The sequence below is a fragment of the Bradyrhizobium sp. GW821-FHT13H06 genome (assembly GCF_058803975.1).
The window spans coordinates 103,038-120,447 of the sequence record NZ_JBXAPN010000016.1; the positions used below are offsets into that span (position 1 = coordinate 103,038).

The 17,410-nt window shown below is 62.7% G+C and carries 13 protein-coding genes and 1 tRNA gene; 5 read left to right on the forward strand and 9 right to left on the reverse strand.

Going from position 1 to position 17,410, the window contains the following annotated elements; translation table 11 throughout:
* Window positions 1-429: 429 nt before the first annotated feature.
* The 3 genes from AC1RQP_RS38125 to AC1RQP_RS38135 form a co-directional block, all read right to left on the reverse strand.
* Window positions 430-753 carry a DUF736 domain-containing protein gene (locus tag AC1RQP_RS38125; protein WP_492942716.1) on the reverse strand — a complete coding sequence of 108 codons (324 nt, stop codon included), beginning with the start codon at window positions 751-753 and terminating at the stop codon, window positions 430-432.
* A 619-nt stretch (window positions 754-1,372) separates the two neighbouring features.
* Window positions 1,373-1,684 carry a DUF736 domain-containing protein gene (locus tag AC1RQP_RS38130; protein WP_492942718.1) on the reverse strand — a complete coding sequence of 104 codons (312 nt, stop codon included), beginning with the start codon at window positions 1,682-1,684 and terminating at the stop codon, window positions 1,373-1,375.
* Window positions 1,685-2,392: 708 nt separating this feature from the next.
* Entirely contained in the window at window positions 2,393-4,405 is a 2,013-nt protein-coding gene (locus tag AC1RQP_RS38135) for a ParB/RepB/Spo0J family partition protein (protein ID WP_492942720.1), read from the reverse strand.
* 855 nt (window positions 4,406-5,260) lie between these two features.
* On the opposite strand from AC1RQP_RS38135, the gene AC1RQP_RS38140 reads away from it, so the two are divergent.
* Together AC1RQP_RS38140 and AC1RQP_RS38145 are read left to right on the forward strand one after the other, a co-directional pair.
* Window positions 5,261-5,605, forward strand: coding sequence for a hypothetical protein (locus tag AC1RQP_RS38140; RefSeq protein ID WP_492942722.1), 345 nt, complete (start codon window positions 5,261-5,263; stop codon window positions 5,603-5,605).
* A 58-nt stretch (window positions 5,606-5,663) separates the two neighbouring features.
* On the forward strand, window positions 5,664-7,190 hold the full coding sequence (locus AC1RQP_RS38145; RefSeq protein ID WP_492942724.1) for a site-specific integrase: 1,527 nt from the start codon (window positions 5,664-5,666) through the stop codon (window positions 7,188-7,190).
* Between the two features lie 176 nt (window positions 7,191-7,366).
* On the opposite strand, the gene AC1RQP_RS38150 is transcribed toward AC1RQP_RS38145, so the two are convergent.
* From AC1RQP_RS38150 to AC1RQP_RS38170, 5 genes are all read right to left on the reverse strand, one after another.
* Window positions 7,367-7,442: transfer RNA gene (locus AC1RQP_RS38150), tRNA-Lys, on the reverse strand.
* 177 nt (window positions 7,443-7,619) lie between these two features.
* Entirely contained in the window at window positions 7,620-8,228 is a 609-nt protein-coding gene (locus tag AC1RQP_RS38155; RefSeq protein WP_239626216.1) for a Spy/CpxP family protein refolding chaperone, read from the reverse strand.
* 197 nt (window positions 8,229-8,425) lie between these two features.
* Window positions 8,426-9,430 (reverse strand): TRAP transporter substrate-binding protein, encoded by a 1,005-nt coding sequence (locus tag AC1RQP_RS38160; RefSeq protein ID WP_239626218.1) that lies wholly within the window; start codon window positions 9,428-9,430, stop codon window positions 8,426-8,428.
* 285 nt (window positions 9,431-9,715) lie between these two features.
* Window positions 9,716-11,278: a 2-isopropylmalate synthase gene (locus AC1RQP_RS38165; protein ID WP_239626220.1), complete on the reverse strand. Its 1,563-nt coding sequence runs from the start codon at window positions 11,276-11,278 to the stop codon at window positions 9,716-9,718.
* A gap of 450 nt (window positions 11,279-11,728) precedes the next feature.
* Window positions 11,729-12,556, reverse strand: coding sequence for an oxidoreductase (locus tag AC1RQP_RS38170; RefSeq protein ID WP_131869892.1), 828 nt, complete (start codon window positions 12,554-12,556; stop codon window positions 11,729-11,731).
* 101 nt (window positions 12,557-12,657) lie between these two features.
* On the opposite strand from AC1RQP_RS38170, the gene AC1RQP_RS38175 reads away from it, so the two are divergent.
* On the forward strand, window positions 12,658-13,632 hold the full coding sequence (locus AC1RQP_RS38175) for a LysR family transcriptional regulator (RefSeq protein ID WP_492942727.1): 975 nt from the start codon (window positions 12,658-12,660) through the stop codon (window positions 13,630-13,632).
* 169 nt (window positions 13,633-13,801) lie between these two features.
* On the opposite strand, the gene AC1RQP_RS38180 is transcribed toward AC1RQP_RS38175, so the two are convergent.
* Window positions 13,802-14,062 carry a hypothetical protein gene (locus AC1RQP_RS38180; RefSeq protein ID WP_131869854.1) on the reverse strand — a complete coding sequence of 87 codons (261 nt, stop codon included), beginning with the start codon at window positions 14,060-14,062 and terminating at the stop codon, window positions 13,802-13,804.
* A 320-nt stretch (window positions 14,063-14,382) separates the two neighbouring features.
* On the opposite strand from AC1RQP_RS38180, the gene AC1RQP_RS38185 reads away from it, so the two are divergent.
* Together AC1RQP_RS38185 and AC1RQP_RS38190 are read left to right on the forward strand one after the other, a co-directional pair.
* A complete protein-coding gene (locus AC1RQP_RS38185; protein WP_492942729.1) occupies window positions 14,383-15,621 on the forward strand; it encodes an SMP-30/gluconolactonase/LRE family protein in 1,239 nt (412 codons plus the stop codon).
* Window positions 15,622-15,882: 261 nt separating this feature from the next.
* Entirely contained in the window at window positions 15,883-17,193 is a 1,311-nt protein-coding gene (locus tag AC1RQP_RS38190) for an ABC transporter substrate-binding protein (RefSeq protein ID WP_239626227.1), read from the forward strand.
* The last annotated feature ends 217 nt before the right edge of the window (window positions 17,194-17,410 follow it).

Below are 17,410 nucleotides of genomic sequence, written 5' to 3' on the forward strand. Positions count from 1 at the left end.
CCTTTGTCTGTAAAGGATGGCAATCCTGGTGGAGAAATCCCAGCTATGGCACACCCGACGCACTATCTTGCAGCGAACGATTTGGGACAGAAGCACGCAAAGCTCGACCGTCCGGCACGCGTCCAAGCGGTCAATTCCAGACTCTCGGCTGTCCATCGATTGACATAAATTCCGACGGCGCCGGAGCGATTTTCTGCATCGGAACGTTGAGAAAAAGCCATCGCCCGACCTTCAACTCCAAGCAAATTGCGTTGCTTGCGAGTGCATTTTTTCGATCGCAACGGGACGTCTCGCAGGCCGTTCAGCCGCGCTCGCTCTTCCATGTGTGTTTAGTCGGGGACACTCGTACACCCGCCGGCGATACTCAAAGCCGTCTCCGGCACATAAGATTAGGCTCCCGCGCATCGCGCGGGAGCCTAACTTTCTGACCTAATCGATAGGATTCCAGATCAGGAAGAAGCTGCCTTCACCGTACAGGCCAACCGTTCGACCAAGGTTGGCGCAGAGCTCGCGGCCTCCGAGGCCAGGTGCTGCAAATGACAAGCTGAGATAGTCCGCTCCCCGGCCCTCGCCGGTCAAAATCCGGCCGGATCCCACCTCAAGCCCGTGGGTGAATATGCGGAAGTCCGGTGATGTATCGCCGGACTTGTCGCGGTTGGGCACGATGTCGATGTCGACGCAAATGGGCAGAAGTTTGAGCTGGCCCCTGAAGCCGCCGTAAATTGTGCGGGTAACGAATCCGATCGCGGTCATGGTCTGTCTCCTTCGTTGCCGCAAGGCGCCGATGCCCTGCGATGGCGGGACCGTCATGGCGGCCGGCCCCCAACCGAACCCGTGGGACGAAGCGCAGCGGCGCACCCGAGCCCGCTCCTTTTTTGCAGCGAAGCGGCCGCGAGGAGCCGGCTTGCCGGCGGGGAAAAAAGGAGCGAGCGAGGGTTTCGGATGGGGGACGGCTGCCATAGGTCGTAGCGCCAGAAGCAGGGAATCGTGCCCCTTCGGACGGAGGAGCCAGACAGTGCCGCAGAGCGCCATTCACCCACGCAAACGGCTATTCTGAGCCTATTAACTTGCCGGGAGAACGGCTCGGATCGCATCCGAGGCCTGGTCCTGGTGTCCGCTTTCACATCGAAATCGACGCGATCAGTCGACCGCGCAAAGAGCGATCGAGCTCGCCAACGGACCAAAGAAGACACACCCCGGAGCTCGTAAATTCGCAACTCGGCGCCTCAAACCTGGCTTCGAGTTGCGCCGAGAATTCGCAGCCGCGCGCCTCCCTCTTGAAGGAGAAAATGCTCTCTGCCTTCCTTCAAAGCGGCGCAGGAAACGCAAAAGTCCCCGCCTCCATAGAGGCGGGGCCGTTGATCCCGTGCGATCAATCGCCGCTGCGGCGCGACCAGATCAGGCTGAAACCGTCCTCGCCTTCGACCTTCACCAGCGAGGCGTAGATCGGAGCAGGGAAGCTCGGATCATCGAGCTTGACCGAGAGATATTCGCGGTCGCTGTCGCGAACCGTCTTCTTCCAGGCGGCGCCGAATTCGGTCGCGCCTGCAAAAATCCGGTAGTCGGGAGCCTTGTCGTTGTCCTTCTCGGAGGCCGTGAACTTGGCCTTGATGTTCAGCGTCAGCGTCTTGATCGAGCCAGTGTAGCTGTTGTCCGAAGCGGTGAAAGTGCCGATGGTCGCCATGGTGATCTCCGTCTGTCTGTTGCTCGGGCCGCGCCCATCGCAGCCTCGATGGCGATCCTTGGCCCGGGGAGCGATCGGCCCGCAGCCGCAAGGCCCGCAGCGCAGCGGAGGACGGCGAAAGCCTGCTTTTTTGTCTTCCGCGAGGAATGCCGCCGCTTGGCGGCAGGGGAAAAAAGCAGGCGTGAGCCGTTGCGGGAAGGCGATCGAGGCTCTTGCCGTCCCTCGGGCCTGATCAGCCAATCGAGGTTGCGTTGGACGCGAGCCCATAACCCGGACTGACGGAGATTACCGTGGCTGCCGACGCCTACCACGGCATTGGAGAACAGTAGGATCGATCAGGAATAGCAACGCCTGCACATCAATCGCTAGGACGGTGCACCGGACAGATCAAAGCGAACTGGCTGTATTTTCGCATGAGGATGCGACAGCGCCGGCTAAGATTATTCGCGCGATTGCGCGTCGGATACGCGAGGTCCAGACACAATCAGGACCCCAACCTGATCGCCTGGCTGCTGCCAGAAGGGAGGCGCGGCACAAGCTCGCGGGTCGCTGCAAATGGCTCAGATCGGAGGGATCGTGGCTCGCATTTGGAGACGGGCTAACGCGCGTTGTCGCCGCTTCATCTCAACTAAAACGGCCGCGCACCGTCAGGTGCGCGGCCGGAATTTGATGAGCGCCGGGACCGCCCTTGCGACCCCGGCACACCTCTCACTCAGCAGCTTGCGAGCAGAAATCGCGCCCTTGCGTCGTGTCCGGTGCAGGAACGTGATCCGCCGTCTTCGGCGTGCGGAGCACGGCGGGCAGCCAGTCGGTGGGCGCCAGTAATTGCTCAGCGGCGGCCGCCATCTCGATCTTTTTCATCCCCGACAAGCGCTCGGCCGCCTCCTCGCTAACGCCTTCGCGGACGGCCTCCAAAATGATCGCCTTGGTGACCCGGCCGAGATAACTCCCCACCGTAGGCCGCCAATATCCGGTCATGTCGAGGGCGACGGCCTCGGCCAAACGGCTGGCCACCGCCAACGCGCGGGGCCTCAAGTCAAACGGCAATTTGACCGCATTGACCGTCAATGCCGTGCAATGGGCGAACGGCGCCGTCCTGCTGTCGTGATCGAGTTCGGCTACGAATTCCCACAGCTTGGCAACGTCCCGGGGCATTTGCCTCGCCCAATTGGCATGACGATCCGACCACGCTTTCCCGGCCGGGGTATCTTCGATCCCGACCGCATGCGTGCCCAAATCCGTCTTCACGGGTTGGATGCCGACCACGTGGGCATTGGCCCCGATGTAGAAGATTTGTGCTGCGAACGCATGCGTAACCGCCACGATGGCGACGTCCGGCTGCTCGCTCAGATTGATACGTAGTCCCAAGGTGCGATGCGCGGTGAGGTCACGAATGAGCGTGTCGGACAACCGTTGCTCCCCGTCTTCCTCCTCGTTTTCTGCCTCCTCTCCTTCACCATCGCGCGTTGCTTGATTGTCCCCGTCGCCTTCCTCGTCCTGCCCCCGAGCGTCGCCGTCTTGCCCGGCCCCGGGCTGGGATTTGTCGTCCTCGGGGCGGATGAAACCGCGCTCGATCCTGACGGTGCCGTCATGATTGAGGATGACGAACGCACCCCCACGCGCGACATCGTGCACGTCGTAAGCCTGCCGTTTCGCCTCCAACTGCTCTATTTGGCTTTCCAGTTCACCGAACCTAGCATCCACCTCATCAGGCAGCTCGTCGGAGGTTTGATGCTGTTCGGTCAGCCGGTCAAACTCGGACTGAACGGCTTGGAGCGCGGCCTGATCTTCCGCCGAAAGCTCGACCGGATGCGGGAAGGCGCGCCGCATGCCGTGAGCGTGCGGGAAGTCAAGATGGGGCTCTGTCCACTTCCATCCCTCGGCCGTCCGCAAGGCATCCGCCTCCCGGCCGAGCCGTGCCGTCACCAAGAGATCGAGCAGCGCTACGTCCTCCAGATAGCCGCCGCGATCCTCGGTGAAGAGGTCGCGCAGGATCGTGCCACCGGCCTCGATGTAGGCCTCAAGCCCGACAAACCGCGCCCGGCGATCGGTCGCGACGATGTGGGTTTCGGTGAGCAGACGGCGTATCGTGCCGGGCTCACGGTCATAAGACAAACGCTCATAGATGTTTTCCTGCCTGGCCTGATCGTCAATGATGGCAAAGGCCATCAACTGATCAAGAGCCAGATTGCTATCGCGATAAAGCTGAACCAATCGCGGCGAGACTGACCCCAATCGCAGCCGTTGCCGCACCACCTGCGGCGTCACGCCGAACCGGGCCGCGATCTCCTCCGCACCAAAACCACGCTGGTCCGCGAGCCTCCTGAACGCCTCGAACTGGTCGGCGGGATGCATGTTTTCCCGGGTAACATTCTCGTCCAGGCTGATCTCGTGCGCGTCATTCTTGGTGTCGATGACGCAACGGATCGGCTCGGTCTTCTTGATCTCCTTCCGCTTCACCCGCAGCAATTGGGCCAACCGCCTACCCTCGCCGATGGTCACTAGATAGAACCCGGTGGCTACGCCCTCTCCGTCCAATTCGGGCTCGACCACCAGATTTTGCAGAATGCCTTTCGCGGCGATACTCGTCGCATAGGCCTCAATCGCCGCCTCGCTATGCGGCGTCTTGCGCGCATTGTTCGGTGACTTCTTGAGCTTGTTGAGCGGAATGAAAGTCTCCGTCCCGCTCGCCGGGATGATTTCAACCTGCTTTGCCGACATGATCATTCTTCCTTTTGCTTCCATGGGTGCAAGGCGCACTCGCGCCTGCACCCCTGCCCGTCGGCGAGACCGGGGGTAGCAAGTGCCAGGGCGACCCGAGCGGAGGGGGCTCGCCCGCCCGCTAAGGGCCGCTCGCAAGAGCGGGTCTGCACGCGCGTCTGTCAGCCGTTCGAGAAGATGAGGACTGTTCAAAAGCACGGAAGACCGGGGAGACCGCTCGGGGCGGCGCCGGCGAAAGCCGGCGCTTTACCCTGGCGCGCGCGAGGGGCGGAGCCCCATAGATCTCAAGCGTTAGAACGTTGAACAAGTCAGCGCAGGCCAAAACAAGAGATCGAAACAAGAGCAAGAGTGAGAAAATCAAAAGAGGCACCCGCAAGAGGGTCAGCATAGCGCCGACGCGGAGCGCGGCGGGACCCGGGACCGAGTGCAGTCGCGAGACCGGTTCAAGAAGGCACCCGCGCGACGGGCAGTGATAGCGGTGCCGCGAAGCGGCAGCCCTTCGTGCGAGTGCCTCCGGCGAGCGACACATTATATCTATGCTTGCTTCCGTGAGGGATCGAAACCGAAGGCCGAGACGCGAAGCGGCTCGGTTCACGAGAGTCCGGTGCGGCGCTTGCCGCACGCGGAAAAGGCTTTCTTTGTCGAAGCGCGTTTCGTCAAGCCTCAACACAAAGTGAGCAGCAAGACCGAGCATGACCTAAGTAGCAGGAAGGCATCTTTATCCGGTGGCAGCTTGATCTCGATGCCGCTGCTTGCAATAGCATCGGCTAGCGCAAGCCTAAACCCCATGATCGAATACAAGGCCTGACGAAATCCCTGACGTGCGTTTTAGGGTCTTCGTCAGGACGCTCCATCTTGATTCTGGTTCATCAGGGCTTCGGTCAAAAAGGCCATACCTTGCGTCACCCCGGCATGCAGCCTCCCTATTCCTCGACCGATGTCGCGATGGCGATAGGGGTCTCACTTGATACGTTCTATCGCACGCGCCGCCTCAGGCACGAGCGCGACGGCTTGCCGTCGCCGATCAGCGAGCGGGGACCGCTGAAATGGGAACGCACCGGATTCGATGCCTGGCTTACCCGACATCATCCCATGCGCCCTAAGCCGATTGCGAATGACGCATTCGCACCACCACCGGCAGCAAGCGATGACGAGCACCGTGAGCGGCTGCGAAAGGCCTACGGCCAGCACGACTCTTGACAGACCAGATCGAGCTAGATTCCAATAGGTGCCATCTCCTATAGGCACTGAGGCTCTTATGGCCGATCCCAAGTTTCCGCATGTGAAGTGGCGTGATGGCCGTCCTCGCTCATCGCACGGCGCTTACGCCAGGGCACTCGGCTTTGTCGATGCCGATCTGCGCCATCCGCCCTACGATGAAAAAGGACGCCCCGTCGGGGCGTGGTTCAATCTTCAGGAAGCCTCGGATTTTTCAGACAAGCGAAAGTCGGAAATCGAGGCGGCGCGCCGCGCCGGCAAATTGCCGAAGAAAATTACGATCCGGAAGCGTTCTACGATCGAGGACCTTTTGGACGATTGGAGTAAGTCAGTGGAGTTCAGGGCGCTGTCGTCCGCCTCACAATCCTCCTATCGCAAGTGTATATCCGCCATCTTGTATCGACCGCAATCACGCGAATCCGCGGCCAGGATGCGCGCCGAGATCCGTGCCGCCAAGCTGCTGGGTGTGGCCGAGCCTGCACGAGAGCTGGAGCCGATCGCGACTGCCACTCCAACATCAATTGGCAAACCGGAGTTCCGCGCCTTTTATAACTATGCGAGATCGGCCCGCGGCCACCACATGGCGCTCGCGATGGTAGCCGCACTCTCAGCGGCATTCACGTGGGGACAGGAAAGCGTCTTGTGGCGTCTCGGACCCAACCCGCGAGAAGGCATGGAGTTCGATCATCCGGACGGACGCATCGTGCAGGTTACGATGTCGGAATTTTCTGCATGGGTGGCAGCGGCCGATGCGATTGACCGCCCCTCGGTTGGGGACAGCTTTCATCTGGCGTTGTTCACCGGGCAGCGCCAGACTGACCGTCTCATGATGCGCAACGAGAGCGACGTCGAGGGACGGCACGCCTTCCGACAGAGCAAGACCGGCGAGCTTGTCGACATCAAGGAAGCGCCACAACTCAGCGCACGGCTCAATGCCTCGCGTGCACGCGTAAAGGAGCTCAAGCTTCGGCTTCAACTGGATCAGGTACCGCCCGAGCTCGTTGTCAACGAAGACAATGGCGAGCCCTACGACGAGAGTACCTATCGCCATTGGGTGTCGACCGCCCGAGCCGTCGCAATCTTCGGCTTTCTCGCGCGCGACAGCGCGCGCCAGGCAATCGTCCGCGCAGACCGACTGAATGCCGAATTGATCAAGACTGTCGAGAAGCTGTTTGCTCCCTTTCCTCTCGATGAAGAGAATAAGGCGCAACGCGTTCGAGCGGTTGATCAGCGCAAGCGCGCCTTGACGAAATGGCTCGATGCGCAGACCGCACGCGACAGCAATGGCCATGAGACAGCATGGCGTCTCAAGCCCTGCCCCACTCTGATCTTCGTCAACGGCGCCGGTGAACTCGACCAGAAGCACGACCAAGACTTACGTGATACCTGCGTCATGCTTCTCGATCGGGCTGGCTGCGACTTGCTGACGATCTGCGACATTACAGGGCATTCGTATCGAAGCGCGCAGACCATCGTGAAGCACTACCGAGCCCGCAATGCGGCTCGCGCCGATTCCGGTATCGACATGCTCGAATTGCAGGTGCGGAAGGAAGGCATGAACGGCTGAACGCAGACCGCTAGGCCTCATTTGGCCGACGTGTTTCAGCGCTGGATAAGCTGCGGCCCCGAATTATCCGACTCGTCGCACGGCGTGCGACGTACGATCATCAAAAGCGTCGCACGAGACCCGATTTGTTCTGCCGGGGAATTTAAAAAAGCCCTTGCGGGCCAATCTCTTAAGGATGGTGGGCGCACCAGGGCTCGAACCTGGGACCCGCTGATTAAGAGTCAGCTGCTCTACCAACTGAGCTATGCGCCCGAAAGGCGGCTAAAGCCTTGCGAGGCCGGTCGTTTAGCAAAGCGATCCGGGTCTGGCAAGCGATCCGGTGAAGGTTTTCCAAGGGTTTGCCGAGGCCTCTTCCGCGGGACGCAAAAAGCGAAAAGCCGCTGGATTCCAGCGGCTTCACCAAGGTTAATGGCCGGAAACCCGATCCGCTCAGAGCTGGCCCTCGCGGTCCCGGTCCGGACCGCCGTCGCGGTCGAAACGGTCATGGTGGAAGTGATCCATGCCGCGTTCCATCATGCGGTCCATGCCCCGCTCCATGCGCTCCATGAAATGGCGGTGCCGCGGCCCATCCTCGCCGCCGCCGAACGGGCCGCGGTGGCGGGTCAGCACGGCGAGGCGCCGTTTCTGGCCCTCGTCCAGGGTCTTGTAGAGCGGATCGGCGGCATCGGCGATCTTCTTCAGGGCGGCGGAGCTGGCGCCCATGTCCTCGGCGCGCTGGCGCAGACGGGCGATCGGATCCTCCGGCCTGTCGGTATCGCCGGGGCCGGCATTCATCCGCGCATTGGCGCGATCGATGCGCAGCTTGGCGAATTCCCGCACTGCGGTCTCGACCGGCGGCCACAGCTTCTCCTGATCGGCGTTGAGCTTCAGCCCGGCATGGACGGCGGCGATCCGCGCGTCGACGAAGGCGGCGCGGTCCTCGGGGTTCATGCGCATGTGGCGGACGTGCTCCATCCACGGGCGATGATATTGGGCATAGACCGCGCCTGAGCCGGCGATGCTGAGCACGGCGATGGCTGCGATGGTGAATTTCCTCATACGAACCTCCTCTGGAAGGATGCCCGAGGATGAGCGCGGCGCGGCTGAGGCGCAACTTACAACTTGGACAGGGAGGCGTTGTTACGAAGATGTAACCGCCGATTTTACCTCCAGCCGCGATCGGAAATCATTCGCAACAAAAAGGCTTCCGTGCGGAGCGCACGGAAGCCTTCGTTCATCATTCATCGTCGTTAGAATCAGTTCGTCGTGCTCTTCGCTTCCTTCTGGAACTCGTCGATCAGCGACTGGCCGACGCGGCTCGCGGCGTCCTTGTAGACCGGCTCCATCGCCTTGCGCATCGCCTCGTCCTGCTCCGGCGTGAGCTTGATGATTTCGCTCTTGCCGCTCTTCTTGATCTCGGCGAGCGCGTCGTCGTTCTCCTTCTGCGACTGCGTGTTGCTGAAGGCGGTCGCCTCCTTCATCGCCTTGGAAAGCTGGTCGCGGATGTCGGCCGGCAGATCGTCCCAGAACTTCTTGTTCACGATCACGACGTAGCCGATGTAGCCGTGATTGGTCTCGGTGATGTACTTCTGCACCTCGTGCATCTTCTGGGTATAGATGTTCGACCAGGTGTTCTCCTGGCCGTCGACCACGCCGGTCTGGAGCGCCTGGTAGACTTCCGAGAATGCCATCACCTGCGGCAGCGAGCCGAGCGCCTTGAACTGGGCCTGGATCACGCGCGAGGACTGGATGCGGAATTTGACGCCCTGATAGTCGGCGGGCGTGATCAGCTTCTTGTTGGCGCTCATCTGCTTGAAGCCGTTGTCCCAATAGGCAAGGCCGGTGATGCCCTTGGCATCCAGCAGCTTGAGCAGCTTCGTGCCGAGCGGGCCTTCCGTCACCTTCCGCAGCGTCTTCAGGTCGGGCAGGATATAGGGCAGATCGAACACCTCGAACTCGCGAATGCCGAGCGGCCCGAACTTGGAGTTGGACGGTGCCAGCATCTGCACGCTGCCGAGCTGGAGCGCCTCGAGCTCCTCCTTGTCCTTGTAGAGCGTCGAGTTCGGATAGACTTCGACCTTGACCTTGCCGCCGGTATATTTCTCGGCGAGTTCCTTGAACTTCTCCGCCCCCTTGCCCTTCGGCGTATCGGTGGCGACGACGTGGCTGAACTTGATGATGATTGGCGATTGGGCCAGTGCCGGCCCGGTCAGGCCAAGTGCCAGTACCGCCATGGACGCGGCGATCGCGAAGGTGCGCATAATCTCTCCCTGGGTGTTATTGGGCCGCCGGGCACGCCGAGCGGCCTTTCTTCATGCCGGCTGCATCAATACAGGCCGCCGGCTTACGCCGCTATTGGCCCTTAGCAGGGCAGGTATTCATGGTGAATGCCGCAGGCACTGCTGCGCTCCCTCTCCCGCTTGCGGGAGAGGGTTGGGGGAGAGGGTGTTTCGGCAACGGGACATTCCCCGTGGGGAAAGAATCCTCACCCGCCACGCTTCGCGTGTCGGCCTCTCCCGCAAGCAAGCGGGAGAGGCGAAGAAACGTCAGCTCGCCGCCGCCGTCGTCACCGTGTCGCGCTGGCGCTTCATGACGATCTTGTTGAGCGCGCCGAGATAGGCCTTGGCCGAGGCCACCAGTGTATCCGGATCCGCCGCTCGTGCCGTCATCGAACGGCCGTCCTGCGACAGCCGCACCGAGACTTCGGCCTGCGCGTCGGTACCTTCGGTGACGGCGTGGACCTGATACAGCTCCAGCTTCGCCTCGTGCGGCACCAGGCGCTTGATGCAGTTGAACACGGCGTCGACGGGACCGTTGCCCTCGGCCTCCTCGATCTTGATCTGGCCGTCGACGTCGAGCTTCATGGTCGCGCGCTGCGGACCATGGGTGCCGGCGATCACCGTCAGCGAGGTCAGCTTGATGCGGTCGTGGGACGCCGCCATCTCCTCGTCGACCAGCGCCTCGATGTCCTCGTCGTAGATGTCCTTCTTGCGGTCGGCGAGCGCCTTCATGCGCGTGAACGCATCCTCGAGCTGGTTCGGGCCGAGCTTGTAACCCATCTCCTCCAGCTTGTGCACGAAGGCATGACGGCCGGAGTGCTTGCCGAGCACCAGCGAGGACTGCTTCAGGCCGACCATTTCCGGCCGCATGATCTCGTAGGTGGAAGCGTCCTTCAGCACGCCGTCCTGGTGGATGCCGCTCTCGTGCGCGAACGCGTTCCGGCCGACGATGGCCTTGTTGTACTGCACCGGGAACGAGGTTGCCGCCGACACCACCTTCGAGGCGCGGGTGAGCTGGGTGGTGTCGATCTTGTTCCAGTAGGGGAATTTGTCGTTGCGCACGTTGATCGCCATCACGATCTCCTCGAGCGCGGCGTTGCCGGCGCGCTCGCCGATGCCGTTGATGGTGCACTCGACCTGGCGCGCACCGCCGACGATGCCGGCCAGCGAATTCGCGACCGCCATGCCGAGATCGTTATGACAATGCACGGAGAACACCGCCTTGTCCGAGTTCGGCACGCGCTCGATCAGCGTCTTCATGAAGTAGGTGTATTCCTCCGGCACCGTGTAGCCGACGGTGTCGGGGATGTTCACCGTGGTGGCGCCGGCCTTGATCACGGCCTCGACGATGCGGCACAGGAAATCCATCTCGCTGCGGGTGCCGTCTTCCGCCGACCATTCGACGTCATCGATCTGGTTGCGGGCGCGCGCGACCATGGCGACCGAGGTCTCGATCACCTGCTCCGGGGTCTTGTTCAGCTTCACCCGCATATGCAGCGGCGAGGTCGCGATCACGGTGTGGACGCGGCCGCGCTTGGCGAACTTCACCGCCTCGGCGCAGCGATCGATGTCGGCGGGATGGGCGCGCGACAGGCCGGCGATCACGGCGTTCTTGGAGCGGCGGGCGATTTCGCTGACGGCCTGGAAGTCGCCTTCGGAGGTGATGGGGAAGCCGGCCTCGATGACGTCGACGCCCATATCGTCCAGGAGCTCGGCGACCTCGAGCTTTTCCTCAAAGGTCATGGTGGCGCCGGGGCACTGCTCGCCGTCGCGCAGCGTGGTGTCGAAAATGATGACGCGGTCCTTGTCGGACTTGTTCTGGGTGGCCATTACGAAATTTCCTTTTGAGCGTTTGCGCCGTTCAGACCGATTTGTCCCCTGGCGCTTGAGGTGTCCGGTGATCTCGACCAACCCCTGAGCGCCCAGGCGCATGGCGCCCAGCCGGCCCTCAGGGGCAAGTAAGAAGAAGGCCGCCAATAAGGAGGGTGGGCAGCAACGCGGCCGAGGTCGTGGCGGCGGCCAGAGCCACCTCCCCCGAAATCCCCTCGATTTGGCCGCGAATCAACATTGCCAGACCCTTTGAGCCCCGAAATCCTGGGCGAAAACCGTTGACGGTTGGTTGCCAGGAGGACCGATGCGGCCGTTTCTAGACGACAAACGGGCGCAACTGCAACGCCAAAAGATGGTCAGGAAGACTGACCTGGTTGGAAGCATGGCCCGTCGGCCGTTGGCCTGTCCCCGGCGCGCTCAAAACGCCAGCCGCGAGCGTGCGGGCACGCGTCACGCCACATCGGTGGAAAGTGAAACGCCTTTCCATGCATCGAGCTCGGCCTGCAACGATTTCATCTTTTCGTCGACCAGCCGGACTGCGTCACTGCCGAGAAGCAGGTGCGCCGGCGGATCTGCCGACAGCGCGACTTTCAGCATCGCCAGCGCGGCCTTCCTGGGATCGCCGACCTGTTTGCCACTCAGCTCCATGCGCCGTTTGCGGATCGGCTCGATGATCGCGTCGTAGTCTCCGATCGATCGTGCCGCCCTCACCATCGATCGACCGGCCCAGTCGGTGCGGAAGCTGCCGGGCTCGACCGCGGTGACCTTGATCCCGAGCCCCTTGACTTCCTTGCCAAGGGATTCGGAGATCCCTTCCAGAGCAAACTTGCTGCCGTGGTAATAGCTCAAGCCCGGCAGCGTCATGATCCCGCCCATCGACGTAATGTTCAGAATATGTCCGGCACGGCGCTTTCGCATGGAAGGCAGCACGGCCTGGATCATCGCCACAGCGCCGAACACATTGACCTCGAACTGGCGTCGCAGATCGTCCATGGACGATTCTTCCAGGATGCCCTCATGGCCATAGCCCGCATTGTTCACGAGCACGTCGATCGTACCGAGCCTGCTTTCGATGTCAGCAACCGCAGGCGCGATCGCCCCGGTATCGGTGACGTCCAGGAGCACCGCATGCGCGCCGCGACCGAGCGCCTGGAAGCCCTGCTTGTCGGCGTCGTTGCGCACGGTGCCGGCAACGGTATGGCCGTCGCTCAACGCAGCCTCCGCCAATGCCCTGCCGAAGCCCGACGAAACGCCGGTGATGAGGAAGGTCTTTGCCATGTGAGATGTCCTTCGGGTCGTGATTGCGGGCTCAATATAGTCGGGTTGATTAATGCGATAATCGGCATAAAATGGCATGACCTGATGCAAGATATCGTACAATGCTTCACACCGGTCTTTTCGAACTGCACGCCGTTGCCGCGATTTCGGCGCATCGCAGTTTCCGCGCGGCCGCGACTGAGCTCGGCATTTCGCCCTCGGCCCTGAGCCATGCGGTCGCCGCGCTCGAAAAACGGCTCGGCGTCCGCCTCATCCATCGCACGACGCGGAGCGTGTCGTTGTCGGAAGCAGGTGAGCGTTTCCTCGCACGGGTTGGCCCCGCGTTGCGCGAGATTGCCGGCGCGATTGAAGATGTGAACGAGTTTCGCGACACCCCGACGGGAACGCTTCGCATCAATCTGAAGGAGCGCGCTGCGCACCAGATCCTCCGCCCCGTCGTCGGGAAATTCCTGCGGCGCTATCCCGACATGAACGTCGAACTTGTCCTGGAGGGGCGTCACATCGATATTGTCGCGGAAGGTTTCGACGCCGGAATTCGACTGGCCGAAGCCGTGCCGCAGGACATGGTCTCCATTCCCTGCGGTCCGGCCTCCCGCTTCATTGTCGTTGGCGCGCCGGATTATTTCGCACGCAATCCATTGCCGAGGTCGCCTTCGGATCTCCTCAGTCACGCCTGCATCCGCAGGCGGATGCCGGGCGGCAAGCTCTATCGCTGGGAGTTCGAGAAGCGCGGGGAGGAGATCACCGTGGACGTGCCGGGTAGGCTCACGCTCGACCATGACGCTCTGATGGTTGAAGCCGCGCTTGAAGGACTAGGCCTCGCGTTTGTCAGCGATTTCTGGGTGGCTAAATATCTCGCCACCGGAGCCTTGCAAGCCGCGCTGGACGATTGGACACCGCCGTTCCCTGGCCTGCGCCTGTATTATCCCCGTCACCGCCATATGACGGCCGGGCTTCGCGCCTTCATCGATCTGCTGCAGGAGGAAAGCAAGGCGGAACGCAAGGACGCATTGATATCGACGGCGGGCAAAAAGCGGAAGCAGCTCGCGGCGAAGACGCTCGCGGCCGGGATATAGACATCGGCTTGGAGGTATCCGCTGCAAGCCGGCTCGTCGCCCGCAGCGTCATCGCGGTAAGCACGATGGACCAAGCCGCACCGTCACGATCGATCCAACTCGCATGCCGTTTGCCAGACAAGCACCGCGGCGCCCTTGGTGCCCGGATGGCGCGAAGCAACTCGGCCAGCTATCCCGCGCGGCGGGCGCGGGCCCTCGTCTCCCAGCGGTTCAGCATCTGACCGAGCTCGCCGGTGACCACGGCAGCCGTGGTGGCGCTTGCGATCTCGTTGGTGTTGGCCGGCGCGTTAGCGGGGAGCCAATCCGGCTCACTATGCGCGCGCCAGCGACGTGCCTCCGCACGTCGTTTCCTGGAAATGAATTCACGCGTGAAATAGCCGGCCGCGAACGCGGCTCCCAGCAACAAGAACAGTACGATGACGCCAGCCACGATCAACCCCGTCCGTCGCCCCGGGGCCGGTTGTGCGCGGCAATAGGCGCGAAATCAAGGCTTGAAATGCGTCGAACGCATTGTGTGCCGCGCTTTGCCGCAGAAAATTTCTGCTCGGTCTCGCGGAACGTTTCCGAGCCATGCTGATGTCGCAATGCGAGCACGAAGCGCCGCCATTCCAAGCGCAAAGGAATATGACCGGATTGCGACCCGACTCTGCGGAGAGCCCTATTCCGCGCTCGCAACCGGCTGCGGACCGCATTAACCTCCGCCCAGCTCGGCCGGATCAACCGGCCAGTGAACATGATCGGGAGGACGCGATGACACGCCAGGAGGCTCGTGACCACGAGCAGCGTGACCAGGACGCTGCGCTTTCACGACGAACACTTGTCCGGGGACTTACGTTCGGCGCCGCTGCGACCGTGATCGGAGCCGGCCCCGCGCTGGCCCAGACCGGGCCCGCCGCACCGCCGACGACGATCACCACTCCGCCGCGCGATTTCGGCCCCCACGGTGCGCCGACCACTTATTTCTGGGACCCCGACATCATCGCGGTCGATCCGTCCTTCAACGATCTCGCGCAGCCCAACACCGCAATCAAACGGCTCTACACCGGACTGCTATGGGCCGAAGGCCCGGCGTGGAGCGCGCAGGGCCGCTACCTGCTCTGGAGCGACATTCCCAACAATCGGCAGATGCGCTGGAGCGAGGACGACGGCCGCGTCAGCGTATTCCGCTCGCCCTCCAACAATTCCAACGGCAACTCCTTCGACTTCCAGGGCCGCCAGCTCTCCTGCGAGCACCTGACGCGCCGGGTGACACGCTACGAGCATGACGGCACCGCCACGGTGCTGGCCGACTCCTATCAGGGCAAGAAGCTGAACTCGCCGAACGACATCGCGGCGCATCCCGATGGCAGCTACTGGTTCACCGATCCGCCCTATGGCGGCCAGCTCTATGAGGGCGAGCCCGACGTCGCGGGCGGCCCGAGCAATGCGGGCGGCAAGCTCAATCCGCGGATCGGGCAGCCGGCCGGCTTCGTGCCGGGCAGGCGCGAGCTGCCGACCAATTGCTATCGCATCGATCCTTCCGGCCGCATCGATCTCGTCGTCACCGAGGACCAGGTGCCCGACCCGAACGGGCTCTGCTTCTCGCCCGACTACAAGAAGCTCTACATCGCCTCCACCGGCAAGGGGCCCGGCGACACCGGCCCCGGCGGCAAGGGCGAGATCTTCGTGTTCGACGTCGGCAGCGACAACAAGCTCTCGAATCTCAAGAAGTTCAGCGATTGCGTGATCGACGGCGTGAAGTGCGGGCCGGATGGCCTGCGCTGCGACGTCAATGGCAACCTCTGGGCCTCCAGCAATGCCGGCCGCTCGGTCGGCTACAGCGGCGTGACCGTGTGGTCGCCGGAGGGCAAGCTGCTCGGCCGCATCCGCCTGCCTGAAGTCTGCGGCAACGTCTGCTTCGGCGGCCCCAAGCGCAACCGCCTGTTCATGGCGGCGAGCCAGTCGCTCTACGCAGTGCATACGGCGACGCAAGGAGCAGGGCCCGGCTGAGCGAGAGCGAGGGGGCCGCAATCAAGGGCGCCGACGTGAACCGTCGGCGCCCAACGGTTTCCATCCGCACAGCGCGTTGCGATCTGCGGCCGCAGCATGGTCGGCGCCTGCATCGCACGGAGCGCTGGGCTTCTTGCCGCCCTTCGCAGCTGCGGTCGACACCGCCGCCTCATCGACCTTGGGCGATGTTGACTTTCCACCTCCTGCTCCCAATACTTCGCCGAAAATAACCGGGACTACACGGTTCAAAGGGAGGATAGGATGCCGACTTCACGCAGGCAGCTGCTGAAGAGCTCGGCGGCTGCCGCCGCCGCACTCAGCCTCGATTGGACACGCGCCCAGGCCCAAGCCGAGAATCTACGTATCGGCCTGATCTATGACCTCACCGGCCCCTTCGCCGCCGGCGGCTCAGTCGCCTCGTCGATCGGCGCGCAGATCGCGATCGATCTCGTCAACGAGAAAGGCGGTGTCGGCGGCAAGTACAAGATTGCTCCAGTCGCCGCGGATTCCCAGAGCAAGCCCGACGTTGCGATCAACGAGGCCGAACGGCTGATCAGCCAGGAGAAGATCGACATCCTCAACGGCGTCTATGCGAGCTCGCATGCGGTGCCGCTCGCGGCCAAGGTCGAGCAGCAGAAGAAGATTCTCTGGATCACGACCGCGGTCTCGACCGCCGTGTTCAAGGACAAGAACCTGCAATACGTGTTTCGCGCGCAGATACATTCGGATCAATACGGGCAGGCCTTTGCAAGCTTCATCAACGAGCATGCGAAAGCCAAGCTCGGCATGGACCCGAAGGAGGTCAAGGTCGCGTTGATCCACGAGGATGGGCCCTATGGTGTCGGCGTCGCCACCGCCGACGAAGCCTATGCCAAGCAGGCCGGCATCCCGGTGGTGCTGCGCGAGGGCTATTCGGCATCCGCACCGGACCTGTCGGTGCTCGTCACGAAGATCAAGCGCGCCAAGGCCGACGTGATCTCGCATGCCGGCTACAACCCCGATATCACCCTGTTCCTGCGCCAGGCACGCGAGAGCGGCCTGCGCTTCAAGATGCTGTTCGGGGCTGGCGCCGGCTACAGCCAGCTCGACAAGCTGCGCGCCACCTTCGGGGCCGACATCGACAATTTCTGCAACATCGACCCGGTGCCGGCGCAACTGCTCGATCCCGCCAAGCTCGCGCCGGGCATTGGCGATCTGATCAACGCCATGGTCACGCGCTACAAGGCCAAGACCGGTGCGACCGACGTGCCGCCACACTGCTCGATGGGCTTCAACCAGACCTGGGTGCTGCTCAACAACGTGCTGCCGGTCGCCAAGGAGAAGTACGGCAGCTTCGAGCCCGAGGCCATCCGCAAGGCGGCGCTCGACGTCGACATCCCCGCGGGCGGCACCATCCAGGGCTATGGCGTGAAATTCTTCCCGCCGGGCACGCCGCTGTCCGGCCAGAACGAACGCTCGACACCGGTGGTGATGCAGAACGCGGGCGAGCACATCTCGGTGGTGTGGCCGACCAACATCAGGACACAGGACCCGGTGTTCCCGCTGCCGAAGGGCTCGACCTACGGGACGTGAGGCGCAGGCCGCGGCGGTGTACCCTCTCACCTTGTGGGAGAGGGTGGCTCGCCGCGAAGCGGCGAGACGGGTGAGGGGTCGTCTCCACGAGTCCAACTCTTGTTTGAATTCGCCGAGAGAACCCCTCATCCGGCGCTTCGTTGTCCAGCGGATGGATGGGTAACAAACCAGACCGGATGGATAGGTAACAGTCGTTCATGGTTCGGTCCGCTGCGGC